At 64.7% G+C, this 26,545-nt stretch carries 24 protein-coding genes; 15 read left to right on the top strand and 9 right to left on the bottom strand.

Going from position 1 to position 26,545, the window contains the following annotated elements; all coding sequences use genetic code 11:
• Positions 1 to 3 precede the first annotated feature (3 nt).
• The 8 genes from ASN89_RS10545 (at position 4) to ASN89_RS10510 (ending at position 8,975) form a co-directional block, all read left to right on the top strand.
• A complete protein-coding gene (locus ASN89_RS10545) occupies positions 4 to 1,812 on the top strand; it encodes a DUF885 domain-containing protein (RefSeq protein ID WP_058049235.1) in 1,809 nt (602 codons plus the stop codon).
• Positions 1,813 to 1,914: 102 nt separating this feature from the next.
• Entirely contained in the window at positions 1,915 to 2,370 is a 456-nt protein-coding gene (gene hpaR, locus ASN89_RS10540; protein ID WP_223278727.1) for a homoprotocatechuate degradation operon regulator HpaR, read from the top strand.
• Positions 2,371 to 2,686: 316 nt separating this feature from the next.
• Positions 2,687 to 3,853 (top strand): porin, encoded by a 1,167-nt coding sequence (locus ASN89_RS10535; protein ID WP_058049234.1) that lies wholly within the window; start codon positions 2,687 to 2,689, stop codon positions 3,851 to 3,853.
• A gap of 28 nt (positions 3,854 to 3,881) precedes the next feature.
• Positions 3,882 to 4,406: a sorbitol dehydrogenase family protein gene (locus ASN89_RS10530; protein ID WP_235501928.1), complete on the top strand. Its 525-nt coding sequence runs from the start codon at positions 3,882 to 3,884 to the stop codon at positions 4,404 to 4,406.
• Positions 4,407 to 4,415: 9 nt separating this feature from the next.
• Positions 4,416 to 6,026 carry a GMC family oxidoreductase gene (locus ASN89_RS10525; protein ID WP_058049232.1) on the top strand — a complete coding sequence of 537 codons (1,611 nt, stop codon included), beginning with the start codon at positions 4,416 to 4,418 and terminating at the stop codon, positions 6,024 to 6,026.
• Complete coding sequence (locus ASN89_RS10520; protein ID WP_152988531.1) at positions 6,023 to 7,432, top strand: cytochrome c; 1,410 nt, start codon at positions 6,023 to 6,025, stop codon at positions 7,430 to 7,432. The genes ASN89_RS10525 and ASN89_RS10520 overlap by 4 nt, the downstream gene beginning before the upstream one ends.
• A 114-nt stretch (positions 7,433 to 7,546) precedes the next feature.
• Entirely contained in the window at positions 7,547 to 7,999 is a 453-nt protein-coding gene (locus ASN89_RS10515; protein ID WP_058049231.1) for an RrF2 family transcriptional regulator, read from the top strand.
• On the top strand, positions 7,986 to 8,975 hold the full coding sequence (locus ASN89_RS10510; RefSeq protein ID WP_082654515.1) for an NAD(P)/FAD-dependent oxidoreductase: 990 nt from the start codon (positions 7,986 to 7,988) through the stop codon (positions 8,973 to 8,975). Before ASN89_RS10515 ends, ASN89_RS10510 begins: the two co-directional genes overlap by 14 nt.
• Here the strand turns inward: ASN89_RS10510 and ASN89_RS10505 are convergent.
• Entirely contained in the window at positions 8,903 to 9,664 is a 762-nt protein-coding gene (locus ASN89_RS10505; protein WP_058049230.1) for an SDR family oxidoreductase, read from the bottom strand. The two genes, ASN89_RS10510 and ASN89_RS10505, sit on opposite strands and share 73 nt — an antisense overlap.
• A 123-nt stretch (positions 9,665 to 9,787) precedes the next feature.
• Between ASN89_RS10505 and ASN89_RS10500 the strand changes: the two genes are divergently transcribed.
• Positions 9,788 to 10,711 (top strand): LysR family transcriptional regulator, encoded by a 924-nt coding sequence (locus ASN89_RS10500; RefSeq protein WP_046682880.1) that lies wholly within the window; start codon positions 9,788 to 9,790, stop codon positions 10,709 to 10,711.
• A 15-nt stretch (positions 10,712 to 10,726) separates the two neighbouring features.
• A complete protein-coding gene (locus tag ASN89_RS10495; protein WP_052755602.1) occupies positions 10,727 to 11,479 on the top strand; it encodes a DUF4303 domain-containing protein in 753 nt (250 codons plus the stop codon).
• Positions 11,480 to 11,482: 3 nt separating this feature from the next.
• Here ASN89_RS10495 and ASN89_RS10490 read toward each other — a convergent pair whose 3' ends face one another.
• From ASN89_RS10490 to ASN89_RS10460, 7 genes are all read right to left on the bottom strand, one after another.
• Entirely contained in the window at positions 11,483 to 12,604 is a 1,122-nt protein-coding gene (locus ASN89_RS10490) for a metallophosphoesterase (protein WP_058049229.1), read from the bottom strand.
• Positions 12,605 to 12,676: 72 nt separating this feature from the next.
• A complete protein-coding gene (locus tag ASN89_RS10485) occupies positions 12,677 to 14,191 on the bottom strand; it encodes a response regulator (RefSeq protein ID WP_058049256.1) in 1,515 nt (504 codons plus the stop codon).
• Entirely contained in the window at positions 14,178 to 16,001 is a 1,824-nt protein-coding gene (locus tag ASN89_RS10480; RefSeq protein WP_082654514.1) for an ATP-binding protein, read from the bottom strand. Before ASN89_RS10480 ends, ASN89_RS10485 begins: the two co-directional genes overlap by 14 nt.
• Positions 15,998 to 17,083, bottom strand: a complete 1,086-nt coding sequence (locus ASN89_RS10475; protein WP_235501927.1) for an ATP-binding SpoIIE family protein phosphatase — start codon at positions 17,081 to 17,083, stop codon at positions 15,998 to 16,000. The genes ASN89_RS10480 and ASN89_RS10475 overlap by 4 nt, the downstream gene beginning before the upstream one ends.
• A complete protein-coding gene (locus ASN89_RS10470) occupies positions 17,080 to 17,526 on the bottom strand; it encodes an ATP-binding protein (protein ID WP_235501926.1) in 447 nt (148 codons plus the stop codon). Before ASN89_RS10470 ends, ASN89_RS10475 begins: the two co-directional genes overlap by 4 nt.
• A gap of 10 nt (positions 17,527 to 17,536) precedes the next feature.
• Positions 17,537 to 17,899, bottom strand: coding sequence for an STAS domain-containing protein (locus ASN89_RS10465; RefSeq protein WP_046682875.1), 363 nt, complete (start codon positions 17,897 to 17,899; stop codon positions 17,537 to 17,539).
• Between the two features lie 7 nt (positions 17,900 to 17,906).
• On the bottom strand, positions 17,907 to 18,785 hold the full coding sequence (locus tag ASN89_RS10460; RefSeq protein ID WP_058049255.1) for an STAS domain-containing protein: 879 nt from the start codon (positions 18,783 to 18,785) through the stop codon (positions 17,907 to 17,909).
• Between the two features lie 226 nt (positions 18,786 to 19,011).
• On the opposite strand from ASN89_RS10460, the gene ASN89_RS10455 reads away from it, so the two are divergent.
• The 4 genes from ASN89_RS10455 (at position 19,012) to ASN89_RS10440 (ending at position 22,757) form a co-directional block, all read left to right on the top strand.
• The gene (locus ASN89_RS10455; RefSeq protein ID WP_058049226.1) at positions 19,012 to 19,425 is read left to right on the top strand and encodes a hemerythrin domain-containing protein; all 414 of its coding nucleotides are present in this window, start codon (positions 19,012 to 19,014) and stop codon (positions 19,423 to 19,425) included.
• A 33-nt stretch (positions 19,426 to 19,458) separates the two neighbouring features.
• Positions 19,459 to 20,640 (top strand): NO-inducible flavohemoprotein, encoded by a 1,182-nt coding sequence (gene hmpA / locus ASN89_RS10450; RefSeq protein WP_058049225.1) that lies wholly within the window; start codon positions 19,459 to 19,461, stop codon positions 20,638 to 20,640.
• Between the two features lie 129 nt (positions 20,641 to 20,769).
• Positions 20,770 to 21,078 (top strand): DUF485 domain-containing protein, encoded by a 309-nt coding sequence (locus tag ASN89_RS10445; RefSeq protein WP_046682872.1) that lies wholly within the window; start codon positions 20,770 to 20,772, stop codon positions 21,076 to 21,078.
• On the top strand, positions 21,075 to 22,757 hold the full coding sequence (locus tag ASN89_RS10440; RefSeq protein ID WP_152988530.1) for a cation acetate symporter: 1,683 nt from the start codon (positions 21,075 to 21,077) through the stop codon (positions 22,755 to 22,757). Before ASN89_RS10445 ends, ASN89_RS10440 begins: the two co-directional genes overlap by 4 nt.
• Positions 22,758 to 22,821: 64 nt before the next feature.
• On the opposite strand, the gene ASN89_RS10435 is transcribed toward ASN89_RS10440, so the two are convergent.
• Positions 22,822 to 23,277 carry an RrF2 family transcriptional regulator gene (locus ASN89_RS10435; protein ID WP_058049224.1) on the bottom strand — a complete coding sequence of 152 codons (456 nt, stop codon included), beginning with the start codon at positions 23,275 to 23,277 and terminating at the stop codon, positions 22,822 to 22,824.
• A gap of 463 nt (positions 23,278 to 23,740) precedes the next feature.
• On the opposite strand from ASN89_RS10435, the gene ppc reads away from it, so the two are divergent.
• Positions 23,741 to 26,494, top strand: coding sequence for a phosphoenolpyruvate carboxylase (ppc, locus tag ASN89_RS10430; protein ID WP_200969015.1), 2,754 nt, complete (start codon positions 23,741 to 23,743; stop codon positions 26,492 to 26,494).
• Positions 26,495 to 26,545 lie beyond the last annotated feature (51 nt).

Here is a 26,545-nt window from a genome sequence, read left to right as displayed (position 1 = left end):
CCGATGTCCGTCACTCCGCAATTGTGCAAGACCGTGCTGGTAGCCGCACTCTCCATCGCGTTTACCATGCCCGCCATGGCCGCCGTCCCTGCAGCTGTCGGCGCTTCATCGGCGTGGGTCGAGACCAGCAACCGCAACGCGGCCATCGTGCTGGCGGCGCAGGCGCAGTTTTCGCCCGAAGACGCCTCCGATACGGGCCTGGCCCAGTACGACGGCCTGGCCGCCGACCTGGGGCCGAACATCACCGAGCGCCATGTGGCGGCCATGCAGAAGGCGCGCGCGCAATTGCAGCAAAAGCTGGAACTGGAACGCGACGAGCGCATACGCCAGGACCTGGAAATCCTGATCGGCGCCGTCGACCAGGAAATCATGGGCACCCAGCTGGAAGCCAAATACCCCCTGCCGTGGGTCGATGTGCCGCAAATGGTCTTTGGCAGCATGCAAAGCCTGCTGCAGGAGCAGCGTCCGGCCGCGCGCCGCGCCAAGGCGCTCGAACGCCTGCAACGTTACGTGGGCCAGTTCCCGGGCAGCACGCCGATCACGCAGCAGGCCAAGGCGCGCTTCACGGAAAAAATCGGCCAGCCTGGCCTGGCGGGACCCGTGCGCCTGCAGGTGCAGCAGTCGCTGGAAAACGTGCCGACGTATATCGCCGGCATCCGCAAGCTGTTCGCCGACATGAGGATCAAGGGTGCGGAAAGCGCGCTGGCGGCCATGGAGCAGCAGCTGAACGAATACGCGACGTGGGAAAAGCAAGTGGTGCTGCCGTTGGCGCGCACGGATTTCCGCATGGCGCCCGAGCTGTATGCGTTTCGCCTGAAACAGGTGGGCATCGACATCGAGCCGCGCGCCCTGGTCGAACGGGCGCAGGTGGCTTACCTGGAAACGCGCGCGGCCATGCAGGCGCTGGCGCCCGTGGTGGCGGCCAAGCTGGCATTGAAGGGCGTCGACGGCACGGACTACCGCCAGGTGCTGCGCGCGCTGAAAAGCGATTCGATTCCCAACGAACAGCTTGAGGCGCACTACAAGGGCGTCAATACGCAACTGGAACAGCGCATCGCACAGCGGCGCGTGGTCGATATTCCGGCGCGCGCCATGACCATGCGCCTGGCGTCCGCCGCGGAATCGGCGGCACAGCCGGCGCCGCACATGCGTCCGCCTCCGCTGATCGGCAATACGGGAGAACACGGCCAGTTCGTTCTGCCCGTCAGCAATCCGGCCGCCAGCGGCAAGGGCGAGGCGTATGACGATTTCAATTTCGCGGGCGCCGCCTGGACCCTGAGCGCGCATGAAGGCCGTCCAGGCCACGAGCTGCAGTTCAGCGCCATGGTGGAGCGGGGCGTGTCGCAGGCGCGCAGCCTGTATGCGTTCAACAGCGTCAACGTGGAAGGCTGGGCCCTGTACGCGGAAGCGGAGATGATCCCGTACGAGCCGGCCGAAGGCCAGTTTATCGCGCTGCAGTTCCGCATGCTGCGCGCGGCGCGCGCCATGCTCGACCCGATGCTGAACCTGGGGCAGGTCACGCGCGAGGAAGCGGGGCGCATCCTGACGGATGAAGTGATGCTGTCGAAACCGATGGCGCGCCAGGAACTGGACCGCTACACCTTCAACATGCCGGGCCAGGCGGGCAGTTATTTCTATGGCTATACGCGCATCCTGCAGCTGCGCGCGGAAACGGAGCTGGCGCTGGGCGAGAAATTTGACCGCCTGGCCTTCAATAACTTCCTGCTGGGGCAGGGCTTGCTGCCGCCGGACTTGCTGGCCAAGGCCGTGCGTGAACACTTCATCCCGGAGCAGAGAAAAACCAAAAGCTGACGCCATGGCACGGGAGCGGCAGGGATGGGGAATTTTGCCGCTATTGTCCCCGGGCCAGTCGTATAATGACGCTCATTGTGCTGGCCCACCCAGGAGTTCCACTTGCAGCTACCGATCCGTTATCCGAACATGCCGCAACTGCTGCTGAAGGCCCGCGACAGCCTGCTCCAGCATTTTCGTCCCATCCTCAATCACTTCGGCGTGACGGAGCAGCAGTGGCGCATCATGCGCGCGCTGAATGAAAGCCCGACCCTGGAGCCGCGCGAGCTGTGCGAGATCTGCCAGATTTCCAGTCCCAGCATGAGCGGCATCCTCGCGCGCATGGAAGAAATCGGCTTGATCGGGCGCAGCAAGTTCGAAGGCGACCAGCGCCGCCGCAAGGTGCATCTGTCGGAAGCGGGCGCCAGTTTGCTGATGCAGATGGGGAAGCTGATCGATCTGCAATATGCCCATCTGGAAGCGGCTTACGGCAAGCAAGTGTTCGAGGACATGCGCCGCGCCTTGGAAGCGTTTATTGCTCTTGAAACCCTGCCGGTGGCGCCCGCCATTCTGCGCTGATTTTCCCAGCCTCTCCCGTTTTTCTGCCTGCCTGACTATTCATCGGGCGCGTGTTTTTCGACACGCGCCGCCGCTGCTTTCCCCATGCCTGTCCCCGTGATTTCCCCGTGCTGCGGGGCGTGCGCCCGCACGCCTGCCGGATTTGCTATAAGACTAAGCCCTACAGTCGATCACTTACATGTGAGTAAATAAGCGTATAATTTGCCGCACTTGATCCAAATCAAGAAGAGCAGCGGACGCCCGTATCGATGGATGGGGCGGCAACGTGGCGCCACGCCCGTATTTCGCCAGATAAAACAGGAAAGTCAGGAAAAAAATGAACACACCATGCATGCGCGCTGCGGCGCTGGCCGTCTCCACGCTCATCGGCGCAAACGTTTGCGCCCAAAGCAATGTCACCATTTACGGCGTGGTCGACGCGGCCACCGCGTACGCGAGCAACCAGGGCGGCAAGTCGACTACCTATATGCGCAGCGGCAGCTTGTCCGCCAGCAAGATCGGTTTCCAGGACGTGGAAGACCTGGGCGGCGACCTGAAGGCGCTGTTCCTGCTGGAAAACGGTTTTGAAAGCGATACAGGCGCGCAAAGTTCGGCCAGCGCCCTGTTCAACCGCCAGGCCTACGTAGGCTTGCAATCGGCAGCCTACGGCAGCGTGACGGCCGGGCGCCAGTACACGCCGTACTACCTGCTCGTGGGTTCCCTGGCGTCGAGCAATGTCTTGACGGGTGCCACCGGCGCTCATCCTGGCGACATCGACGGCCTCGATACGACCGTGCGCATCAGCAATTCCGTCACCTACAGCATGCCGGCATGGCGTGGCTTGCAGGCCAGCGCGCAATACGGCTTTGGCGAGGCAGCCGACGGCAAGGCCGTGGGCAGCAGCTTCAGCGCCGCCGTCAAGTACAGCACGTCGCCAGCCGAATTCGCGCTTGGCTATCTGAAACTGAAAAATGGGCAGAGCGGCGCCGGCTGGAGCGACAACGCATCAGGCAGCTTCGGCATCTCGGCCCTCAACCAGGGCTACGCCTCGGCTGAAAGCATCGCATTCATCGCCGCCAGCGCGCGCTACACCATGGGCAAGTGGATGGTGGGCGCCAATGCCAGCAACGTGCAATACCAGGCCGGCAGCCGTTCGGCCTTCCGCGACACGGCCATCTTCAACACGGCCGGCCTGATCTCGAGCTACCAGCTGACGCCGCAGTGGTTCCTGTCCGCCGGCTACAGCGACACCTTCGCCAGCCACGCCAACGGCATTGCCGACCGCGCGCGCTACCGCCAGCTGTCGTTCGAACAGACTTACGCGCTGTCGAAGCGCACGGCAATCTACCTGATCGAAGCGCGCCAGCTGGCGCGCGGCCAGACCCTGGGCCAGGACGGCAGCATCGTCAACGCCGTCGCCTCGGTCGGCGATTCGCAAAACGGCACGCCGTCGTCGAACGGCGGCCAGACGGTGGTGATGGTCGGTCTCAAGCATTCTTTCTGAACGGTTGCTGAACTCACGGGAGTTTCAATTGGACGCTACACACAATAAGGAGGGCCGCGGCCCCCTGAATCCCGGCCGCCGCATGGTGCTGGCCGGCTTGCTGTCGGCTTCGGCCGCGGCGCTGATTCCCTGGGCCCTGGCCGAACCGGTCGCCAGCGCGGAGCAGGGCGCTTTCCTGGGCGTGTCGGCCATGCTGGTCGGGCGCCAGGTGCTCGATCCCGTGCTGGCCAAGCGCCTGTATGACGCGCTGGTGGCGCAGGACGCCGCCTTCCCGACGAAGGTGCGCGCGCTGCTGGCGCTGATCAATGCGCAGGGCTTGCAGGCGGCAGGCCTGCAGGAAGCGCTCGACGGACTCGATCCCGCGCAGTCGCCGCTGGCGGCCTTGCCACGCCAGATCGCCAGCGCCTGGTACCTGGGCATCGTCGGCACGGGCGAGGCGGCCGTCTGCGTCGCCTACGAGCAGGCGCTGAACGCGGCCGTCGTGGCCGATGTGCTCAAGCCTCCCACGTATTCCTACGGCGCGTACGGCAGCTGGGCCAGAAAACCAATTTAAGGAGCCATCATGGCTGAAGAACTCTCCGCCGATTACCTGGTGATCGGCTCCGGCATCATCGGTTCCCTGGCCGCGCGCAAGCTGGCGCTGGCGGGTGCCTCGGTGCTGATCCTGGAAGCGGGCCCGCGCGTCTCGCGCGGCGAAATCGTTGCCCGTTTCCGCAACACGACGCGCCGCAGCGACTGGATGTCGCCGTATCCATCGGTGGCCACGGCGCCGCACCCGATCTACCAGCCGAAGGATAACGGCTACCTGGTGCAGGCCGGCCCGTATCCGTACCCCGCCGAATACATCCGCCAGTTCGGTGGCACTTCGTGGCACTGGGCCGCCCAGGCGTGGCGCAACGTGCCGAACGACTTCCGCATCCATACCCTGTATGGCGTGGGCGTCGACTGGCCGATCAGCTATGCAGACCTGGAGCCGTTCTACCAGGAAGCGGAAGAGATCATGGGCGTCTCCGGTGCCGACAATACGGGTTCGCCGCGCAAGCAGGCATTCCCGATGGACTCCGTGACGGAGCCGTACGCCATGCGCCGTATCCGCGAGCGCCTCGACCCCTCGTTCAAGGTCGTCGGCAACACGGTGGCGCGCAACAGCGTCAGCTACGATGGCCGCCCGGCCTGCTGCGGCAACAACAGCTGCCAGCCGATCTGCCCCATCGACGCGCAATACCATGGCGGCATCGCCGCAGTGCAGGCGGAAGAAGCTGGCGTCAAGATCGTCTGCAATGCCAACGTCTACAAGCTGGAACATGACTCGCAGGGCCGCATCACGGCTGCCCTGTACTACGACGTGGACAAGAAGAGCCACCGGGTCACGGCCAAGACGTTTATTCTGGCGGCCAACGGCATCGAAAGCCCCCGTTTGCTGCTCGTTTCCGCCTCGGACAAATACCCGAACGGCCTGGCCAACAGCAGCGACATGGTGGGCCGCAACCTGATGGACCACCCGAGCACCTCGATTACCTTCGACGCCGATGAAGACCTGTGGCTGGGCCGGGGCCCGCAAAGCCCCAATTCCATCAACACCATGCGCGACGGCGATTTCCGCAGCCAGCATTCGCCGTACCGCCTGGATTTCACGAACATCTCGAGAGTGGACGGCGCATCGAAGGAACTGATCGGCAAGGGTGTCTTCGGCGAAGCATTTGAACAGCAGCTGCGTTTCCGCTCGGCCCGTGAAATGAGCCTGAAAAACGTGCTGGAAGTGCTGCCGAACCGGGAAAACCGCATTACCCTCAGCAGCGAAAAGGATGCCATGGGCATTCCCAAGCCGCAGGCGCATTATGCGATCGACGAGTACACGAAGCGGGGCCACGAGCGCTCGAAGCAGGATTTCGAGCGCATCGCCAAGCTGATGGGCGGCACCAATCTGCGCCACAGCAAGGAAGGCGTGTTCGCCAACAACCAGCACATCTGCGGCACCCTGTCGATGGGTTCCGACCCGGCCAAGGCCGTGTGCGACCAGTGGGGCCGCACTTTTGACCACACCAACCTGTTCCTGTGCAGCACGGGTGTGCTGCCCACGTCCGGTACCTGCAATTCGACGGAAAACGGCCTGGCCGTGGCGCTGCGCACCGTCAAGCATATCCTCGACGAACAACAGGGAGGAACGGCATGATGGCGATCTTCAGACTGGCGGCCGGCGCCGCCTTGTTGTCCCTGGCCTTGCCCGTGCTGGCGGCGCCAGCGCCGGGCGCGGACGTGCGGGCAATCGAACGTGGCCGCTACCTGGCCACGGCCGGCGACTGCATCGCCTGCCACAGTGTACCCGGTGGCAAGCCGATGGCGGGCGGCCTGGCATTGGCCACGCCATTGGGCGCCATCGTCGCGACCAACATCACGCCGTCGAAAACGCATGGCATCGGCAACTACACGCTGGCGCAGTTTTCCGCCGCCGTGCGCCATGGAGTGCGGGCCGACGGCGCCAATCTGTACCCGGCCATGCCCTACACGGCCTACGCCAAGGTGACGGATGACGACACGGCCGCCCTGTACGCCTACTTCATGCATGGTGTGGCGGCCGTGGACACGGCGCCGGCGCACAAGACGGATTTGCCGTTCCCGTTCAACATCCGCCTGTCGATGGCGGGCTGGAATCTGCTCTTCCTCGATAAAAAACCGTTCGTAGCCGATGCGTCGAAAAGCATGGAGTGGAACCGCGGCGCCTACCTGGCGCAAGGCCTGGCCCACTGCACCACCTGCCACACGCCGCGCAATGCGCTGATGGCCGAGCAGCTGTCGAAGGAGCTGGGAGGGGCCGACCTGGGCACCTGGTACGCGCCGAACATCACGTCGGACGTCAACAGCGGCGTGGGTGGCTGGAGCCAGCAGGAACTGGCCGGCTACCTGCGCACGGGCCGCGCCGCGCACCGTGGGCAGGCGGCAGGCCCGATGGCCGAAGCCATCGACCATAGCCTCAAGCACCTGAGCGACGCGGACTTGAACGCCATCGCCCACTACATCAAGAGCGTGCCCGCCATCCGCGACAAGGCGGACGTGAAACCGGTGACGCAATGGGGCCAGGCGGGCGACGAGTTGAGCAGCGTACGCGGCGTGCCGCTGCCGCAAAACCTGAACCGGATGTCGGGTGCGCAGCTGTACGATGCGCAGTGCGCCAGCTGCCACCAGGCCAGGGGCGAGGGCAGTTTCGACGGCAGCTTGCCGCCGCTGTTCCACAACTCGGCGACGGGCCGCAGCAACAGCAACAACCTGGTGATGGCGATACTCGATGGGGTGGAGCGGCGGGATGGCAAGGGTAGTCATACTGCGGGCCACCTGATGCCCGCCTTCCGCCAGACCCTGTCGGACGAACAGATCGTCACCCTCGGCAATTACGTGCAGCGGATGTACGGCAATCCCGCCATCAAGGTAACGGCGGAACAGGTGACGACTTTGCGCAACGGCGGCGCACCGTCGAACCTGATCGGCCTGGCCCGCGCGGGCATCGTCGTCGGCGTTCTGGTGCTGCTGGCCTTGCTGCTGTGGTGGCGCGGACGGCGCCAAAAGGAAGCATCAGCAGCGTAAAAATACACCGTGAAGCAAGGGCTGGGGTCAGATCCGACAGGGTCTGCCCCCTTTTTCACACAGGTTTTTGCAACTCGTTTGCATTCGTGAAAATTATGTACTATCATTAGTTACATGAGACGCGACAGCAAACTATCATCGATCCTCCATGTACTGCTGCACATGGCCCATGCGGGACGCCCGATGACGTCCGAGGAACTTTCCGGCTACCTGGACACCAACCCCGTGCTGGTGCGGCGCGTGATGGCCGGCTTGCGCGAGCGTGGCTACGTGGCGTCGGACAAGGGCCACGGCGGCGGCTGGCGTATCGTCTGCGACTTGCACAGGGTGACCTTGCAAGACATCTACGTGGCCGTGGGATCGCCCACCATCTTCGCCATGGGCAACCGCGTCGATCAGCCGGGCTGCCTGGTCGAGCAGGTGGTCAACCAGTCGCTGGCCGGCGCCTTCGACGAAGCCGAGGCGCTGCTGATCCAGCGTTTTGGCGCCGTCACCCTGGCCGACCTGGCCGACCGTTTCAGCCAACAATACGCCACCCACAAAGGAGCACCGCATGCACATTCCTGAATCGCCTGGCGTCCCGTTCGACGCCATCATCGTCGGCGGCAGCTACGCGGGCCTGTCCGCCGCCACGCAACTGGCGCGCGCCCGCCGCCGTGTGCTGGTGATCGACGGCGGCCAGCGCCGCAACCGCTATGCCAGCCATTCCCACGGTTTCCTGACCCGGGACGGCAGCGGGACGGCAGCCATCGCAGCCGAAGGCAAGGCGCAGCTGATGGCGTATGCCACCGTCACCTGGCTGGACGGCATGGCCGTGCAGGCGGCGGCCAGCGGCGATGGCGATGGCTTCGGCGTGAGCCTGGCGGACGGCCATGTCGTGCACGGCCGCCGCCTCGTGCTGGCCACCGGCGTGATCGATGAACTGCCGCCCGTCGATGGCCTGGCCGAGCGCTGGGGCGGCAGCGTCTTTCACTGCCCGTATTGCCACGGCTATGAACTGGAGCAGGGCGCCATCGGCGTCCTGGCCACCGGCCCCCTGTCCATGCACCATGCCTTGATGCTGCCCGACTGGGGCACGGTCACTTTTTTCCTGAATGGCGCGTTCGAGCCCGATGCGGCGCAGCTGGCGCAACTGGAGGCGCGCGGCGTCAAGCTGGTGCGTACGCCAGTGGCGCGGATCGACGGCGTGGCCGACGTGGTCACGGCGGACGGCAGCCGCCACGCGATGGCCGGCCTGTTCGTGGCGACCCGCACCCGCCTGGCCAGTTCCCTGGCCGGTGAATTGGGCTGCGCGCTGGAAGAGGGACCCATGGGCCCGTTCGTGCGCACCGACGAGCAAAAGGCCAGCAGCGTGCCTGGCATCTTTTGCTGCGGTGACGCGGGCCGCATGGCTGGCAGCGTGGCGTTCGCGGTGGCCGATGGCGCCATGGCGGGCGTGGCGGCGCACCGCTCGCTGATGTTCGGACTCGATCAGGCGGCAAAACCGCCATCGATCTTCAGTCCGGCGCCCGTGACGAACGCCGCCTCGGCGCTGGCCAGGTAAGCGACCATACCGGCGATTTCATCGGCCGTGCCGTGGCGGGGCAGGGCCATCAGACCGTGCATCAGGTCGGCGAAGTCGCCCGTCGGCGGGTTCATGTCCGTGGCGACAGGGCCCGGTTCCACGTTGTTGATGGTGATGCCGCGCGGGCCCAGGTCGCGCGACAGGCCTTGCGTCAGGCCGCTCAGCGCCGATTTGCTCATGGCGTAGGCGGCCGCGCCGCCGAACGGCATGCGGTGTGCATTCGTGCTGCCGATGTTGATGATGCGCCCGCCCGTCGGCATGTGCGCCACGGCCGCCTTGATGGCGACGAAGACGGCGCGCACGTTGACGTTCAAGGTCTTGTCGAAGTCTTCCAGCGAAAAGTCGTCAATGGCGCCGGGCAGGAAGACGCCCGCATTGTTGACGAGGATGTCGACACGACCAAACTGCGCCGCCACCTTGGCGATGGCTGCCGTCAGGGCGGTGGCGTCGGCCGCATCGGCCTGCACGCCCAGGGCCTTGCCGCCGGCCGCCTCCACTTTGGCGGCCAGCGCCTGCGCTTCGGCGGCGGAACTTTGATAGGTGAAGACGACGTTGGCGCCCTGGCTGGCAAGGCGGCGCACGATGGCGGCGCCGATGCCGCGCGAGCCGCCGGTGACGAAGGCGATTTTGTTCAGCAGTGGCAGGGAGATGGTGGCTTGGGTTTGCATGATGAGCTTTCAAAGTGGGGAGTCGAGGAATTCAGTATCTGCCTTTCATTCCTGCCGCGCTAGCCATGAATCGCTACAATCACTTTCAACCTTGAGTATCAAATGAGCGGGTAGAATAGGGGCATGGAAGCCCTCAATCACTTGCAATCGTTCGTGTTGTCTGCCGAGCTGGGCAGCTTTTCGGCCGCCGCGCGCCGCCTGGGGCTGACGCCGGCGGCCGTCAGCAAGAACGTGGCGCGGCTGGAAGCGAGCCTGGGGTTGCGGCTGTTTCAGCGCAGCACGCGCCGCCTGACCCTGACGGAAGGGGGAGAGCGTTTCCTGCAGCAGATCGGCGGCGCCCTGTCCACCTTGCGTGAGGCGATCGCCGGCGTGGCCGAGGAGGGCGGCCAGCCGGCCGGCATACTGAAAATCAGCATGGCGCCGTCGTTCGGGCGCAGCTACGTGGTGCCCCTGCTGGGCGACTTCATCGCCCGCTACCCTGGCGTCATCCCCGACTGCCATTTCGACAACCGGCAAGTGGACCTGGTCGGCGAAGGGTTCGATGTCGCCATCGGCGGCGGCATCGAACTGACGCCGGGCGTGGTGGCGCGCGAGCTGGGCCACGCCCACATCGTCGCCACGGCGTCGCCCGCCTTCATGCAGGGGAAAACCATGCCCACGCACCCTTCGGACCTGGCCCAATTCGACGGCGTAACGCGCCGCTCGGCCGGCAGCGGCAGATTGCGCAGCTGGATACTGCGCGATGGCGCGGGCGGCGAAGGCGTGGCCGAATGCCGTCCGCGCGCCATCTTCGACGATCCGGAAGCGATGGCGCAGGCGGCCATCCTCGGTGTCGGCGTGGCGCTGCTGCCCATGCCGCACGCGCTGGCCCACTTGCGCAGCGGCGCCCTGGTCCGCTTGCTGCCCGGCTGGCATGCCGATTCCGGCCCCCTGTCCGTGTACTATCCCAGCAAGAAGCTGCTGCCCGCGAAGACGCGCGTGTTCGTCGATTTTTTGCTGGAACAGTTCCGCCAGCGCGATTTCGCCGCGCAGATACGGCCCGATTAATCAATGAAAAATCTTATGCCTGACAACTACAGCCTGTTTTACACCTTTGACCATGACCAGCCGGCCCGCTTCCAGGAAGCGCGCGTGTTCGGCACCACCGTGTGGACGGCCAGCGGCGCGGCCATGACCTGGGGCGAGGAGACGCGCACGCAGTACGCCAGCGTAGCCGAAGCGCAGGCCGCCTATCTGGCCCACTGCGATGCGGCTGTTGCCGATGGCTATACCCTGGCGCGCGCCATGCTCATCGACCCGGCCGTCTTTGATTTCGTGCTGCTGCACACCCTGGTGGCGGACGCCGCGCGCAGTGCTTTCGCTGCCGTGCGCCGTGCCCATTCCGATCAACACATCAACGCTTTCGCGCTGGTCAGCGACGACAGCGCCATGACCATCGGCCCGGCGGCCAACAGCCACGAAGCGCTGGCCGCGTCGGAATACGGCGAAGAGATGTTGTGGAATCCGGCCGAATGGGCGTTTGAGGACGGGGTCGCCTATTTCGACAGCGCCTACCGATTACTGCTGCAGGCGCACCGCGGCTTGCCGTTCGACGTCGATTTCGATACCTTCCGCACTGGCGTGTTCGACGCCTGCATTGCCGCGCTGGCGCAGCTTGACGCCGAAGGCTGTTTTGGTGGGAGCACGCAGCGCGACGATTTCGTGCTGCTGTTCGAGGTCAGCGACAGCGAAGCGGTGGAAGGCGCGATGGAACGATTGAATCCGCCGGCCGTGGCGGCGCGTTTCGCGGCGTGGATGGCCAGCTGCGCGGAGTAACGCTTACGCCGCCACCAGCCTCAGTCTCGTAATCTCCGCCGGCGCGCCGATGCGTTTCGGCGGGCCCCAGTAACCGGTGCCGCGGCTGACATAAATCCACAAGCGGCCTTGCCGGTGCAGGCCGGCCACGTACGGCTGTTGCAGCGGCACGAACAGATTCCAGGGCCAGAATTGTCCGCCGTGCGTGTGGCCCGACAGTTGCAGGTCGTAACCTGCCGCTTCGGCCTCGGGCGCGCTGCGCGGCTGGTGCGCCAGCAGGATGCGGGGGATATCGGCGGGCGCGCCGGCGATGGCCGCTTGCGGGTTGCTTTTCTGGGCAGGGTCGAAACTGGCCGCATTGAAATCGGTGACGCCGGCCAGCGCCAGGCGCGCGCCGTCGTGTTCAAGGAGTGTGTGTTCGTTCATCAGCACACGCAGGCCCAGGCGGCGGAACTCCGCCACCCACGGCGCGGCGCCCGAATAGTATTCGTGGTTGCCCGTCACGAGGAAGACGCCATGGCGCGCGCGCAGCTCGCCCAGCGGCGCCGTATGGCTGGCCAGTTGCGCCACCGTGCCGTCGACCACGTCGCCCGTGATGGCGACGATGTCGGCCCGCAGGCCGTTGGCGCGCGCGACGATGGCTTCCACATAGGTGCGCTTGATGGTGGCGCCCACGTGGATGTCGCTCAGTTGCACGATGGTCAAGCCCTGCAAGGCGGCCGGCAGGCCGGCGATGGGCACGTCGACCTCGCGCACGCGCGCCACCCTGCGGGCGTTGAGGTAGCCGACGGCGGTGGCCAGCAGTGCCAGAACGAGGACGGCCACGGCGGACGCCTGCGCGTGCGGGCGGGTGGCGGGAATCAGCATCAGCAACTCGCGCAGCACGGTGAGCACGAACAGCGAGGAAAAAAAGCCCATGCACAGCGAGCCGGCCCAGCTCAAGCGGTCGGCCAGGCGCCCATCGTTGGTGACGGCGCGGGCGAAGATGGTCATCGGCATGAGCATGGTCGAGGCGAGCAAGACGGCGCCGCCCAGCAGCCAGCCTGCCAGGCCGACGGGCAGGGCAGGCAGCAGCAGCCAGCCCAGCAGGGCGTGCAGGGCGCCCAGTATCATGGTGATGCGCAGCAGCGGCGTGCGGGTTTTCATGTCATGGTTCCAGAGGTGAGGCGGCCGCCGATTATAGCGGACGCCCCGGCAACACGCAGCCGCCACCCCCGCTCATGGCGCGATATGCAATCCCAGCATGGCCAGCTTGCCGAAATCGACGGGCTTGGCGAAGTGCTCATTGAAACCCGACGCCAGGGCCGCCTGGCGGTCGTGTTCCTGGCCATAGCCGGTCAGCGCGACGAGCAGGAATTGCTGCGGTATCGGCAGCTGGCGCATTTTGATTGCCACGTCGTAGCCGCTCATGTCGGGCAGGCCGATGTCGAGAAAGACGATGTCGGGCTTGAATTCCAAGGTGCGCTCGGTCGCTTGCGTGCCCGTGTAGGCCGTGCGCACCGTGTGGCCGTACATTTCCAGCAATTCGGCCAGGGTATCGGCCGCATCGCAGTTGTCGTCGACGACGAGGATGCGCTGGCTGCCGCCGGTGGCCGCTTCCGGTACTGGCGCGGCCGGTTGCGGCACGTTGGCGTCGAGCGGGAGGATGACTTCGAAGGTGCTGCCCAGCCCCACGCCCGGGCTGTGCACGCTGACCTGGCCGCCATGCAAGGTCACCAGGTTGCGCACCAGCGACAGGCCGATGCCCAGGCCGTCCTGCACCCGGTCGGGCGAGTGGCCGCTTTGCTCGAACAGGCCGAAGATGCTGTCGATGCTGGCGGCGGCGATGCCGATGCCGTTGTCGCTCAGGCGGATGCGCACGTTGTCGCCGTCGCGCGCGGCGGTAATGGCGATGCGCCCGCCCGGCGCCGTGAACTTGGCCGCGTTGAGCAGCAGGTTGGCGACGATCTGCGACAGGCGCACGGCGTCGCCGCAGACCCACAGTTCTTCCTTGGGCAGGTTCACGTCCAGCGCATGGCCGCGCGCCTCGACGCTGTGCGAGCTCGTCTCCAGCGCGCTGCGGATGACGCTGGCCAGGCTCACGCTTTCCCATTGCAGCGAGATTTTACCCTGCGAGATGCGCGACACGTCGAGCAGGTCGTCCACCAGGCGCACCAGGTGGTCCGTGTGGCGGCCGATGGTGCGGCGCGCGTTGTCCTGCACGGCCGGCACGACGGGGTCGAGCTTGCACAGCAGGGCCAGCGCCGTGCGGATGGGGCCCAGCGGGTTGCGCAATTCGTGCGCCAGGGTGGCCAGGAACTCGTCCTTGCGGCGGTCCACGTCGCGCAGTGCGCGCTCGACCCGCCCCAGTCGCAGCAGCGCCCTGACGTTGGCGATCAGTTCATCGGCCTCGATCGGCTCGACCAGGTAATTGTCGGCGCCGCCGTCGAGGGCGCGGATCTTGTCGGCCGAGCCGATGCAGGAAGCGGACGTTTGCAGCACGAGGATGGTGTTCGTCTCGTCGCCGCCCTTCAGTTGGCGGCACACTTCCAGGCCGTTGATGTCGGGCAGCTTGACGTCGAGGAGGATCAGGTTGGGGCGGTCCTGGCGGGCGCGCAGCAGCGCGTCGCCCCCATTCGAGGCTTCGATGACCTTGAAACCGGCGCGTTTGAGGATGCGCGATTTGGCGTAGCGTGCGCCGTCGCTGTCATCGACGTTCAGGATCAGAGCATCGCTGTTGTTATCCGGTAGCATGCGCATTGTCCCAGGTGGTTGTGCCTTGCGGCGGAACCGGCTCTTGCCGGTGGTGTGTATTGCCGATCAGCGCGCGCAGGGTCGCCAGCAATTGCTGACGCGACAGCGGCTTGACGTAGTAGGCGTCGGCGCCCAGGGCCAGGCCCTTGCGCACGTCGTCGATCTCGGTGGCGACGATGACGGGTACCTGGCGCCGCAGCGGGTCGTTTTTCAGCTCGGCCAGCCAGTGCCACGCCGTTTCGCCGTGCAGCAGGATGTCGAGGATGACGGCGGCGGGGCGCTGCTGTTCCCAGCGCTCCTGCGCTTCGCGCACGCTGCGCGCGGGGACCACGCGAAATTCGCTGCCGGCCAAAAATTTTTCATACAGCAGGCGCACGGGAGGATTGTCTTCCACCACCAGCACGCCGATGCGCTGGTCGTTGCCATTGTCGTTGGCCGGCGCGCTGGGCGGCAGGCTGCCTTCGGGCGCATGGTAGCTGGTGGGCAGGACGACGGAAAACAGCGAACCGTGGCCCGGCGTGCTTTCCACGTTCACCGTGCCATTGAGCAAGGTGGCCAGGTTGCGGCACAGGGGCAGGCCCAGGCCCGTGCCCTTGACCTTGCGCTGCATGTGGTTTTCCACCTGGCTGAATTCCTCGAAGATCAGCTGCACGTCTTCGGCATCGATGCCCAGGCCCGTATCGGAGACGGAAAAGCGGATGGCGTCCTGCTCCGGCAAGGGCGTGGCGCTGACGACGATGGCTCCGGCTTCCGTGAACTTGAGGGCGTTGGAAATGAAGTTGCGCAGGATTTGCGACAGCTTGCCTTCATCCGTGTGGATATGCAGCGCCGGGTCGGGGTCGATGAAGGTCAGGATGAGCGTATCGGACACCAGCAGCGGGCGCAGCATGCCGCGCAGGGCGCTGAACAGGTCGGCCACCTGGAAGCTGTTGGCGTGCACGTCGACCTTGCCCGCCTCGATCTTGGCCAGGTCCAGCAAGTCGTTCACAAGGTCGCTCAGGCTGACGGCGCTTTGCAGAATGAACATCACCTGCTTTTCCTGTTCCTCGGACAGCTCGCCGTCGATGCGGTCGAGCAGCAGCTTGGACAGGGCGCGGATGGAGCTGAGCGGGGTGCGGAATTCATGGCTCATGTTCGACAGGAAGCGCGATTTCATCTGGTCGGCGCGGCGCAGGTGGTCGGCTTTTTCGTCGAGTTCCGCGAACAGCGCCACCACGCCGCGGTTGGTGTCTTCCAGTTCGCGCGTCAGCTGCAGCAGGTCGTCCTGGCGCGTCTTCAGTTCGGCCAGGGTGGTCAATAGTTCGCGGTTCTGCTGCTGCACTTCGGACAGCGTGATATCCGAGGGCAGCGCCTGCAGGCTGCCGGACAGCGTGCCGATCATGCTGCCGTCGAGCAGGGGCGCGTCGCGCGGGAACAGCTTGTGCAGCGTGATGTGCGTGCCTTCGCCCGGCGTGCTGTGGATATGGCAGCGGTCCATCAGGCGCTGCGCGCCCAGGATGCCCAGGCCCATGCCCGTCGGCGAGCGGTAGGTGCCGGCCAGTATCTTGTCGAGCTGCGCGATGCCGGGGCCCTGGTCTTCGATGCGGATGCTGAGTACCTGCGGCGCCGTCTGGCCGTCGATGGCGAAGTGCACCTTGCCGCTGCCGGCGTAGTTGTAGACGTTGCGCGCCAGTTCCGACACGGCCGTGGCGATGCGCACCTGGTCCTGCACGCCGAAGCCGCACAGGGCGGCGATCTGCCGCGCGCGCTGGCGTGCGCCCACCACATCGAGTTCGCTGCCGATATGGGCCGTCAATATGCGTTGCGTCATGTTGTTTCGCTCCTTTCCTCGGCGACGGCCTGGCATTCCTCATGTTCGCGCAGCACCACCACCGTGACGTCGTCGCGTCCGCGCGCAAAATCGCGGTACAGCACGGCGGCGGCGAGGCTGGGATGGCATTGCGCCAGGCCCGGATACTGTTCCAGGTCCCAGCGCGTGTGCAAGCCGTCCGAGTGCATGATCAAGGTCGCGCCCAGCTGCCACGGATAGCAGAATTCCTGCACCTTGCGCAGGTTGCTGCCGACGATGCCGTTATGCGACAGCAGGTGCCGGCGCTGCTGCGCATCGAAGGCGCAGGCGGCGATATTGCCCACGCCCGCATAGCGCAATTCGCGGCGTGCGCTGTCGATATGCGCCACGGCCATGGCCGCGCCGCGCGTCGTGCGCAGAGCGCCGTGGGCCAGTTCGATGAAGGGGGCGGGCAGGGGCGGCAGGCCGGGCGTGTCGGTTTCCAGCAGGGCGCTGGCTCGTTCCGAGGCGCGCGCCGCCAGCGGGCCGTGGCCCAGGCCATCGGCCACCATCAGGCTCAGTTCATGGCCTTCGCAGACCACGTTCCAGGCGTCGCCGCACACTTGTTCCGAGGCCAGCGGCAGGCACACGGCGCCGATGCGCCAGTTCGGATGGGCGGGAATGGCGCTGCTGGCGTGCTGGCCCCAGACCACCACCATCAGCACCGTGCCCTTGCCGGGCGCCGTGTACAGGTCGAATTCCTGGCCCAGGCGGCGTATCGCGCCCAGCCCCACGCCGTAGGTGCCCGTGGTGGAATGGCCATCCTGCATGTGCTGGCGCACATTGGCCATGCCGGGGCCGTTGTCGATGGCCAGTACTTCGATGCCGCTGGTGCCGCCGCGCAGCACCTTGCGCAGCAGGATTTCGCCGCGCTGCGCGTGCTTGACGATGTTGGTTGCCGCTTCGCTGATGATGATGGCCAGCTGGCCCGTGCGCACGTCGTCGAAACCGATGCGGCGCGCCAGTTCGTTGCCGGCGCGGCGGGCCGCGGCGATCTCGCTCGGTTCGCCGATGGGAAAACTTCTTTGCCTGAGAATGTCAGGCTGTGGTTCCTGGTGGTTCAAAACAGCTTCCATTTCGCGATGGTGACGGTGGTGCCCGCGCCGGGTGCCGTGTCGATGTGAAATGCGTCGGCCAGGCGCTTGGCGCCGCCCAGCCCCAGTCCCAGCCCGCCGCCGCTGGTATAGCCATCGGTCAGCGCCAGGGGGATATCGTCGATGCCCGGTCCCGCATCGACAAAGCGCAGCTCCAGTCCCTGCCGCGCGCCATCGCAGACGCGCGCGATGCGCGCTTCGCCGCCGCCGCCGTAGCGCAAGGTATTGCGCGCCAGCTCGCTGGCTGCCGTGATGATCTTGGTCTGTTCGATCAGGCTAAACCCCATGGCGACCATGCTGTCGCGCACCTGCTTGCGCAAGCGCACGACGTCTTCATCGCTGTGCAGGGGCAGGATCTGCTGCATCTGCTGTCCCCCCGCCTGCGCCCGTTCCTGAGCCTGCGCGCCTAGCATGGCGCCCCCGTCATGCGCATGCGCCGCCCCGTTCCAGCATCTTGATGCCCAGCTCCACGTTGAGCGCCGTGCTCACGCCTTCCAGGGTCAGCCCCAGTTCCACCAGGGTGATGGCGACGGCTGGCTGCATGCCAACGACGACGGTGCGCGCGTCGAGGATTTTCGCCATCGCCGCCGTGTTGCTGATCATGCGGCCGATGAAGGAGTCGACGATGTCGAGCGCTGAAATGTCGATCAGCACGCCCGTGGCGCGGTCAGTCACGATGCGGTTGGTCAGGTCGTCCTGCAAAGTCATCGCCAGGCGGTCATGCATGTCCACCTGGATCGTCACCAGCAGCAGCCGGCCCATGCGTAAAATGGGGATTCTTTCCATAGGCGCCTCAGTGTGCTTGCTGCTGGTAGGTGATGCTGGAGCCCGTGCGTTTCAGGGCCACGACGAAGGCGTCGGCCAAGGTGGCCTTGGTCATCACGTCTTCCAGGTTGACGCCCAGGTGCACGATGGTTTGCGCGATCTGCGGGCGGATGCCGCTGATGATGCAGTCGGCGCCCATCAGGCGCGCGGCGGCGATGGTTTTCAGCAGGTGCTGCGCCACCAGGGTGTCGACGGTCGGCACGCCCGTGATGTCGATGATGGCGATCAGGGCGCCCGTGTCGACGATCTTTTGCAGCAGGCTTTCCATCACCACCTGCGTGCGGGCGCTGTCGAGCGTGCCGATCAGGGGCAGGGCCAGCACGTTTTGCCACAGCTGCACCACGGGCGTGGACAGTTCCAGCAACTCCTGCTGCTGGCGCAGGATCACCTGTTCGCGCGCCTTCTGGTAGATGGCGATGGTCAGCAGGCCCAGTTCATCGAACAATTTGCTGGTGCTGACGATGGCGTCGCCCAGCAGCTCCGGCTGCGCCGTGATTGCCTTGCGCAGGTAGCCGAACAGCGGCTCTTTCAAGGCGAACATGAAGCTGGCCGTGTCGATCGGCGAATAGCCCTGGCGCACGCGCGACTGCGATATTTCCGCGATCAGCTGGCGCGTATCGTCCCAGGCGCCGCCTTCGATGTCGAACGAGTCGCCGCTTTCCAGCGCGCCCGCCAGCAGGGGCAGGAATTGCGATGCCTGCTGGCGCAGCTCGTTTTCAGCGATCTTGTCGCGCCGCACGAGGCGGGCGATCAGACCGGCCATCCAGCCGTCCAGCAGTTCCGTGTGGTGCTCGTTGATGATGCTGGCCAGTTGCTGCGAATGGCCCGTGCCCGTCTTGTTTTTCATGCTCATCCTTGGATGGAGTGGAGGGTGCGGCACGGCCGCAATCGGGCCCGCGCTGTGATGAATAAATTATAGGCAGGCATCGTGGAAGCTTGTGTTCTGTGCCGCACATAGTGGCGCATGTCGACGTACATTCCTGGTGACAACATTTGCGAATTAAAGATGTATATGATTTGCATGTTTATGCAAATCCCGCTACACTGGGAACACTCAACAAGAGAAAAACGCCATGAATATCGACAAATTTAAACAGCAGCACCTGGCCATCCTGGCCGCCATCGACGACTTGCGCCAGCTGGCGCGCGGCGGTGTGGCCGCGCAGGCGCAGGCCATCGCGGAACAGATCGTCGCCATGAGCGGCTTGATCAAGCTGCACCTGGCCGTCGAGCAGCGCTACCTGTATCCGGCCGCGCAAGCGTCCGGCGTGGCCAAGGTGGCCCGGCTGGGGCGCCGGTACGAAAACGAAATGCACGGCATCGCCGGCGCCTACCTGGATTTCGCCGGCCGCTGGAATACGCCCGTGCGCCTGGAAGCGGAACCGGATGCCTTCCGCAGCGAAGCCAATACCGTCCTGCACGCGCTGTTCCAGCGCATGCGCCGCGAAGACCATGATTTGTACCCGGCCATCGAATCTCTGGCCTGAGACCGCTTACCCATATCCCCACAGGAGTTTTACATGCTGACCCAAGAACAAGGCGCCATCATCACGGCCACCGTCCCCATCCTCGAGCAGGGCGGCGAAGCCCTGACGCGCCACTTCTACAAGAATCTGTTCCGCGACCATCCCGAAGTGCTGCCGTACTTTAACCAGGCGCACCAGCACAGCGGCGACCAGCAGCGCGCGCTGGCCAATGGCGTGCTGATGTATGCCAAACATATCGATCAACTGGATGCGCTGGGCGACCTGGTGGCCACCATCGTCAACAAGCACGTGGCCTTGCAGATCCGCGCCGAGCACTATCCGCTGGTGGGCGCCAGCCTGCTGCAGGCGATCCGCGAAGTGCTGGGCGAAGAGGTCGCCAGCGACGCCGTCATCGACGCCTGGGGCGCCGCCTACGGCCAGCTGGCCGACATCCTGGCCGGCGAGGAAGGACGCATCTACAAGGCGCAGGCGGCAGCACCGGGCGGCTGGAGCGGCGCGCGCGATTTTCTGGTGCAAAGCAAGACGGTGGAAAGCGGCGAGATCACGTCCTTCCTGCTGGCGCCCGCCGATGGCCAGCCCGTGCTCGACTTCGCGCCCGGCCAGTATATCGGCGTGCTGGCCAACGTCGATGGCGTGCCCATGCGTCGCCAGTACTCCTTGTCGGCCGCCAGCAATGGCCAGACCTACCGCATCAGCGTCAAGCGCGAAGCGGGCGGCAAGGTGTCGAATTTCTTCCACGACCACGTGCAGGCGGGCGACACCGTGCAGCTGACGCCGCCATCGGGCGACTTCGTGCTGACCGATGGCGACAAGCCGCTCGTGCTGATCAGCGGCGGCGTGGGCATCACGCCGACCCTGGCCATGCTGACGGCGGCCCTGCGCGGCAAGCGTCCCGTGCATTTCATCCATGCGGCGCGCAACCACGGCGTGCATGCGTTCCGCGCGCAGATCGACGAACTGGCCGCGCAACATCCGCAGCTGCAGCGCTATTACTGCTATGCGGAGCATGGCGGTGAACAACACGCGCCGGACGCCGTCGGCTTGCTGAATAAAGAGCAGCTGAAAAACTGGCTGCCGGCCTCGCGCGATGTCGACGCCTATTTCTTGGGACCGCAGCCATTCATGCGGGCCGTCAAGCAATACCTGCGCGAACTGGGCGTGCCGGAGCAGCAGACGCACCATGAATTCTTCGGACCGGCTGCCGCATTGAACTGATTTTTCTGTCTGCCTTGTGTTGCCGCCGCGAGAAAAAACGCTGCCGTAAGGGGCGGGTAAGCCTCGCGCTGTACTGTGAATCCAAGCTCACACAAAAGAGCACGCTTTTACATAACAGGAGGCAACACAATGCATGACGATCTGGTTCAAAAAATCAAGAGCGACCCCAGTTACCATCAGCTGGTCAAGGTGCGTTCCCGCTTCGGCTGGGCGCTGACGGGCCTGATGATGCTCGTGTACTACGGCTACATCCTGCTCATCGCCTTCAACAAGGAATTCCTGGCCACGAAAACGGGCGCCGGCGTGATGACCTGGGGCATGCCGATCGGCCTGTTCGTCATCGTATTTACCGTGCTCGTCACCGGCATCTATGTGCGCCGCGCCAACAAGCAATTCGACGACCTGACCAGCGCCATCCAGGCACGGGTGCAGGCATGAGCGCCGCCAAGCAGGCGCTGCGCGGCATGTCTTGCCTGAGTGTCCTGGCATTGCTGGGTGCCAGCAATGCCGCATTCGCGGCCGGCGCCGACCTGGGCCAGGCAGTCAAGCAACCGACCAACTGGACGGCGATCATCATGTTCGCCGCCTTCGTCATCTTCACCCTGTTCGTCACCAAGTGGGCGGCCAAGAAGACCAAGTCGGCCTCCGATTTCTACACGGCCGGCGGCGGCATCACTGGCTTCCAGAACGGCCTGGCCATCGCGGGCGACTATATGTCGGCCGCATCGTTTCTCGGCATTTCCGCCGCTGTCTTTTTGAACGGCTACGATGGCCTGATCTACGCCATCGGCTTTCTCGTCGGCTGGCCCGTCATCACCTTCCTCATGGCCGAGCGCCTGCGCAACCTGGGCCGCTTCACCTTTGCCGACGTGGCCGCCTACCGTTTCAAGCAGGCGCCGATCCGCATTTTCTCGGCTTCCGGCACCCTTGTCGTCGTGGCCTTCTACCTGATCGCGCAGATGGTGGGCGCGGGCCAGCTGATCAAGCTGCTGTTCGGCCTCGAATACTGGATCGCTGTTGTCCTGGTCGGTACCCTGATGATGATCTACGTGCTGTTCGGCGGCATGACGGCCACCACCTGGGTGCAGATCATCAAGGCCGTGATGCTGCTGGGCGGCGCCACCTTCATGGCAGTGGCCGTGTTGGCGCAATTCAACTTCAGCCCGGAAGCGCTGTTCGCCAAGTCGGTGGACGTGCACGCCACCAAGGAAGCCATCATGGGCCCGGGTTCCTTCATCAAGGACCCGATTTCGGCCATCTCGTTCGGCATGGCGCTGATGTTCGGCACGGCCGGCCTGCCGCACATTTTGATGCGTTTCTTCACGGTGCCGAGCGCCAAGGAAGCGCGCAAATCCGTGTTTTGGGCCACCACCTGGATCGCCTATTTCTACATTCTGACCTTCATCATCGGCTTTGGCGCCATCGTGCTGGTGAGCACCAATCCCGAGTTCAAGGATGCGGCCGGCAAGCTGTTGGGCGGTAACAACATGGCGGCCGTGCATCTGGCCAAGGCCGTGGGCGGCAACGTCTTCCTCGGCTTCATGTCGGCGGTCGCGTTCGCCACCATCCTGGCCGTCGTGGCAGGCTTGACCCTGTCGGGCGCGTCGGCCGTATCGCACGATCTGTACGCCACCGTCATCAAGAAGGGCAAGGCCACGGGCGCCAACGAATTGAAGGTGTCGCGCGTGACGACGATCGTGCTGGGCATTATCGCCGTGGTGCTCGGTATCGCCTTTGAAAAGCAGAACATCGCCTTCATGGTGTCGCTGGCGTTCGCGATTGCCGCCTCGGCCAACTTCCCCGTGCTGTTCATGTCGGTGCTGTGGAAGGATTGCACCACGCGGGGCGCCACCATCGGCGGCTTCCTCGGTTTGATCACGGCCGTCGCGCTGACGGTGGTGTCGAAGTCCGTGTGGGTCGACGTGCTCGGTCATGGCGAAGCGCTGTTCCCGTATGCCTCGCCGGCGCTGTTCTCGATGACGGCCGGCTTTGTCGGCATCTGGCTGTTCTCGGTGCTCGACAAGAGCCCCCGCGCGCGCATCGACCGCGCCGGCTACGAAGCGCAGCAAATGCGTTCGGAGACGGGCATCGGCGCGGCAGGCGCCAGCGCGCATTGATGTTTTAGATGGTCGCTGCAGGAAACAATGCCCGGTTCGCCGGGCATTGTTGTTTTTGGCACGCTTACTTTGCCACGCGCAGGGGAATCACGCCGGCCGCCAGCGCTGGCGCGCCTGGCGTCGCTTCGAGTATCGACGCCAAGGTCACCGTGTCGAGCACGGCAAGGAAGGCGGCCGTGGCCTGGCCCAGCTTGGCCTTCAGCAGGCAATCGGGTGTCAGCGGGCAGGTATTGTTTTCCTTGTTGAAACATTCCGCCATGAAAAAATCGTTTTCCGTCTCGCGCACAACGGTGCCGATATTGATCTCGGCCGGGTCGCGCGCCAGGCGCAGGCCGCCATTGCGTCCTCGCACCGTTTCCACGATGCCGGACAGGCCCAGCTGGTGCACCACCTTCATCAAATGATTCTTCGAGATGGCATGCAGGTCGGCGATGTCCTGGATGGTCACGAGGTGGTCGCGGTGCACGCCCAGGTACATCAGGGTGCGCAGGGTGTAGTCGGTGTAGGCAGTCAGTCGCATGGGAATAGAGAGTAAACACCCGACAAAGCTACTGCGCGTCGCGATTTGCGGCCTGCGATGCTCACTGTGCATCCGCACAGCTGCGCTTCTCGGCCACAACTCTCATCCGCTCGCTACGTTTTTGTCAGGTGTGTGAAAGATGTGGATTACATCCTTGTTTCAGCCGCAGCATACAGGAGAGAGCCGGCCATGTGTGTCGCGCCGTCACTTTTCCGCCTCGAAAGACAAAAGTTGATTGCCTTTCGCTTAAATGCGTAGTAAATTTTCATATTGTTGCCCTGGCAAACAGCTCGCAAGCCCTTGTCGTCCCTTTGGGTAGGATTTTTGTTGATGGAAATCAAGAGGATGGTGAAGCAATAAGGTAAATTTACTACAAATTCGACGATGGGCGTTTCCCGGGCCGGGAAGCGCGTACTACGCAATCTGTGCGGTGCCGCCGTGGCCGCCCCAGGAAATGAATACCATGCAAATGAATGAAGTGAAAGACGAGCTGCTGAGCAGCGATATCCGCCAGCTGGGCCGTCTGCTGGGCGACGCCATCCGCAACCACCTGGGCGACCCCGCCTTCGAGCGCATCGAACACGTGCGCCAGCTGGCCATCCGTTTCCGCCGCGACAATGATGAAGCGGCGCGCGTGCAGCTGTCGGACGCGCTGCAAGCGCTGTCGCAGGAAGAAACCACGCAGTTGACGCGCGCTTTCAGCTATTTCTCGCTGCTGGCCAATATTGCGGAAGACCAGCATCACATCCGCCGCACGCGCGCCCACCTGATCGCCGGCTCGCCGCCGCGCCAGGGTAGCCTCAGCCACGCCGTCGGCAATGTGTTTGACGCGGGCAAGGCCGATGCGCTGGAAACTTTCTTTGAAGATGCGTTCGTCAGCCCCGTCTTCACGGCGCACCCGACGGAAGTGCAGCGCAAGAGTATCCAGAATTGCCAGATGGCCATCGCGCGCCTGTTGAGCGACCGCGACCGCGTGCAGATGACGCCGGAAGAAGCCGAGCAAAACGAAGAAGCGCTGGGCCGCGGCATCGTTACCCTGTGGCAGACGCGTTTGCTGCGCACGAGCAAGCTGTCCGTCATGGATGAAGTGGCCAATGGCCTGTCGTTCTACGACCACACGATTTTGCGCGAATTGCCGAAACTGTATTCTTCGCTGGAAACCATGCTGGCCCAGCGCGATGCCCGCTGGGAAGATGCGGAATTACCGAATTTCATGAAAGTCGGCAGCTGGATAGGCGGCGACCGCGACGGCAATCCCTTCGTCACGGCCGACATCCTGCGCAGCACCCTGCAAACGCAGGCCGACAAGGTCCTCGACTTTTACCTGGGTGAATTGCGCAAGCTCGCTTCGCAACTGTCGCTGGCGCAAATCCTCAATGCCTGCAGCGAGCCGCTGCGCGCGCTGGCCGAACGCTCGGCCGATGCGTCGCCGCACCGCGTCGATGAGCCATACCGCCGCGCCCTGCATGGCATCCATGCGCGCCTGGAAAATACGCGCGTCGTGCTTTCCGGCAAGGGCAAGCAAGCCGACGGCGTGCAGCCTTATGCTGCGGCAGCCGAACTGCTGGCCGACCTGGACGTGGTCCAGCATTCGCTCGTCAACAATGGCTTGCGCGCGCTGGCCCGTGGCCGCTTGCGCCAGCTGCGCCGCGCCGTCAAGGTCTTCGGTTTTTCGCTGGCGCCGCTCGACTTGCGCCAGAATTCCGACGTGCATGAGCGCGTCGTGGACGAATTGTTCGCGGGCGCCCAGCCGGGCCTCGTCTACCTGGACCTCGATGAAGAGCAGCGCATCAGCTTGCTGCTGGCCGAGCTGGAGTCGCCACGCCTGCTGACGTCGCCGTATGCGCAATATTCGGAAGAAACCACGTCCGAACTCGACATCTTCCGCGCCGTGCGCGAAGCCCACGTCAAATACGGCCGTGAATCGGTACCGAACTGCATCATCTCGAAGGCAGCCAGCGTGTCGGACTTGCTGGAAGTGGCCTTGCTGCTGAAAGAAGTGGGCTTGCTGCGCCAGGACAGCCGCGAAGTGGACGTGAACATCATCCCCCTGTTTGAAACCATCGACGACTTGCGCGCCGGCCCCGCCATCATGGCGCGCGCGTTCGGCTTGCCGTTCTACCGTGGCTTGCTCAAGTCGCGCGCGGACCAGCAGGAAGTCATGCTCGGCTACTCGGACAGCAACAAGGACGGCGGCTTCCTGACCTCCGGCTGGGAACTCTACAAGGCCGAGATCGAGCTGGTGACGGTCTTCAAGGAGTATCAGATCAAGCTGCGTTTGTTCCACGGCCGCGGCGGTTCCGTGGGACGCGGCGGCGGACCCAGCTACGAAGCCATCCTGGCCCAGCCTGCAGGCGCCGTGCAGGGACAGATCCGGCTGACGGAGCAGGGTGAAGTCATCACGGCCAAGTATGCGAACCCGGAAGTGGGGCGCCGCAACCTGGAAGTGCTGGTGGCCGCCACCATCCAGTCGACTTTATTGCCGCAAGCGCAGCTGCAACCGAAGGCGTCTGCCGGCGCGGGCCACCTTGCCGCGATGGAAGAGCTGTCCGGCACGGCCCTGAACGCCTACCGCGACCTCGTCTACGGCACGGATGGCTTTGAGCAGTATTTCTGGGAATCGACGGTGATCGCGGAGATTGCCGCGCTGAATATCGGCAGCCGTCCCGCCTCGCGCAAGAAATCCACGTCCATCGAAGACTTGCGCGCCATTCCCTGGGTCTTGAGCTGGGCGCAATGCCGCTTGATGCTGCCGGGCTGGTTCGGTTTCGGTTCCGCCGTGCAAGCCTACCTGGCCGCCCATCCCGCCGATGGCGCGGACGTGCTGCGCGGCATGTACACGGACTGGCCCTTCTTTACGTCCTTGCTGTCGAACATGGATATGGTGCTGGCCAAGAGCGACATCGCCATTGCCGGCAAGTATGCGGAACTCGTCAAGGACAAGGCTTTGCGCGACGCCATATTTACGCGCATCCGCGCCGAATACGCGGCCACCCTGGACGCCTTGAAACTGATCACGGGCCAGGAAGAGTTACAGCAAGCCAATCCGCTGATGCAGCGTTCGATACGCAACCGTTTCCCCTACATCGACCCGCTCAATCACGTGCAGGTGGAGCTGCTGAAGCGTTTCCGCGAAGGCAAGCAGGATGCGGCGGCGCGCACGGGCATCCATTTGTCGATCAATGGGATTGCGGCGGGCTTGAGAAATAGTGGTTGATTCTTTTTAACCCAACGGCAAATGCTGGGGTCAGACCTTAAGGTCTGCCCC

The organism is Janthinobacterium sp. Ant5-2-1 (assembly GCF_001445815.1).
Classification (GTDB): domain Bacteria; phylum Pseudomonadota; class Gammaproteobacteria; order Burkholderiales; family Burkholderiaceae_D; genus Janthinobacterium; species Janthinobacterium lividum_E.
The sequence above is the reverse complement of the archived record's forward strand: the minus strand, read 5'-3'. Positions and strand labels throughout refer to the sequence as shown.

What these genes read in the sequence shown, in the direction of transcription:
- ASN89_RS10545 (WP_058049235.1), top strand. Translation starts at nt 4, where the DNA reads ATGTCCGTCACTCCGCAATTGTGCAAGACCGTGCTGGTAGCCGCACTC.
- ASN89_RS10535 (WP_058049234.1), top strand. Translation starts at nt 2,687, where the DNA reads ATGAACACACCATGCATGCGCGCTGCGGCGCTGGCCGTCTCCACGCTC.
- ASN89_RS10525 (WP_058049232.1), top strand. Translation starts at nt 4,416, where the DNA reads ATGGCTGAAGAACTCTCCGCCGATTACCTGGTGATCGGCTCCGGCATC.
- ASN89_RS10520 (WP_152988531.1), top strand. Translation starts at nt 6,023, where the DNA reads ATGATGGCGATCTTCAGACTGGCGGCCGGCGCCGCCTTGTTGTCCCTG.
- ASN89_RS10515 (WP_058049231.1), top strand. Translation starts at nt 7,547, where the DNA reads ATGAGACGCGACAGCAAACTATCATCGATCCTCCATGTACTGCTGCAC.
- ASN89_RS10510 (WP_082654515.1), top strand. Translation starts at nt 7,986, where the DNA reads ATGCACATTCCTGAATCGCCTGGCGTCCCGTTCGACGCCATCATCGTC.
- ASN89_RS10505 (WP_058049230.1), bottom strand. Translation starts at nt 9,664, where the DNA reads ATGCAAACCCAAGCCACCATCTCCCTGCCACTGCTGAACAAAATCGCC.
- ASN89_RS10500 (WP_046682880.1), top strand. Translation starts at nt 9,788, where the DNA reads ATGGAAGCCCTCAATCACTTGCAATCGTTCGTGTTGTCTGCCGAGCTG.
- ASN89_RS10495 (WP_052755602.1), top strand. Translation starts at nt 10,727, where the DNA reads ATGCCTGACAACTACAGCCTGTTTTACACCTTTGACCATGACCAGCCG.
- ASN89_RS10490 (WP_058049229.1), bottom strand. Translation starts at nt 12,604, where the DNA reads ATGAAAACCCGCACGCCGCTGCTGCGCATCACCATGATACTGGGCGCC.
- ASN89_RS10485 (WP_058049256.1), bottom strand. Translation starts at nt 14,191, where the DNA reads ATGCTACCGGATAACAACAGCGATGCTCTGATCCTGAACGTCGATGAC.
- ASN89_RS10480 (WP_082654514.1), bottom strand. Translation starts at nt 16,001, where the DNA reads ATGACGCAACGCATATTGACGGCCCATATCGGCAGCGAACTCGATGTG.
- ASN89_RS10470 (WP_235501926.1), bottom strand. Translation starts at nt 17,526, where the DNA reads ATGCTAGGCGCGCAGGCTCAGGAACGGGCGCAGGCGGGGGGACAGCAG.
- ASN89_RS10465 (WP_046682875.1), bottom strand. Translation starts at nt 17,899, where the DNA reads ATGGAAAGAATCCCCATTTTACGCATGGGCCGGCTGCTGCTGGTGACG.
- ASN89_RS10460 (WP_058049255.1), bottom strand. Translation starts at nt 18,785, where the DNA reads ATGAAAAACAAGACGGGCACGGGCCATTCGCAGCAACTGGCCAGCATC.
- ASN89_RS10455 (WP_058049226.1), top strand. Translation starts at nt 19,012, where the DNA reads ATGAATATCGACAAATTTAAACAGCAGCACCTGGCCATCCTGGCCGCC.
- hmpA (WP_058049225.1), top strand. Translation starts at nt 19,459, where the DNA reads ATGCTGACCCAAGAACAAGGCGCCATCATCACGGCCACCGTCCCCATC.
- ASN89_RS10445 (WP_046682872.1), top strand. Translation starts at nt 20,770, where the DNA reads ATGCATGACGATCTGGTTCAAAAAATCAAGAGCGACCCCAGTTACCAT.
- ASN89_RS10440 (WP_152988530.1), top strand. Translation starts at nt 21,075, where the DNA reads ATGAGCGCCGCCAAGCAGGCGCTGCGCGGCATGTCTTGCCTGAGTGTC.
- ASN89_RS10435 (WP_058049224.1), bottom strand. Translation starts at nt 23,277, where the DNA reads ATGCGACTGACTGCCTACACCGACTACACCCTGCGCACCCTGATGTAC.
- ppc (WP_200969015.1), top strand. Translation starts at nt 23,741, where the DNA reads ATGCAAATGAATGAAGTGAAAGACGAGCTGCTGAGCAGCGATATCCGC.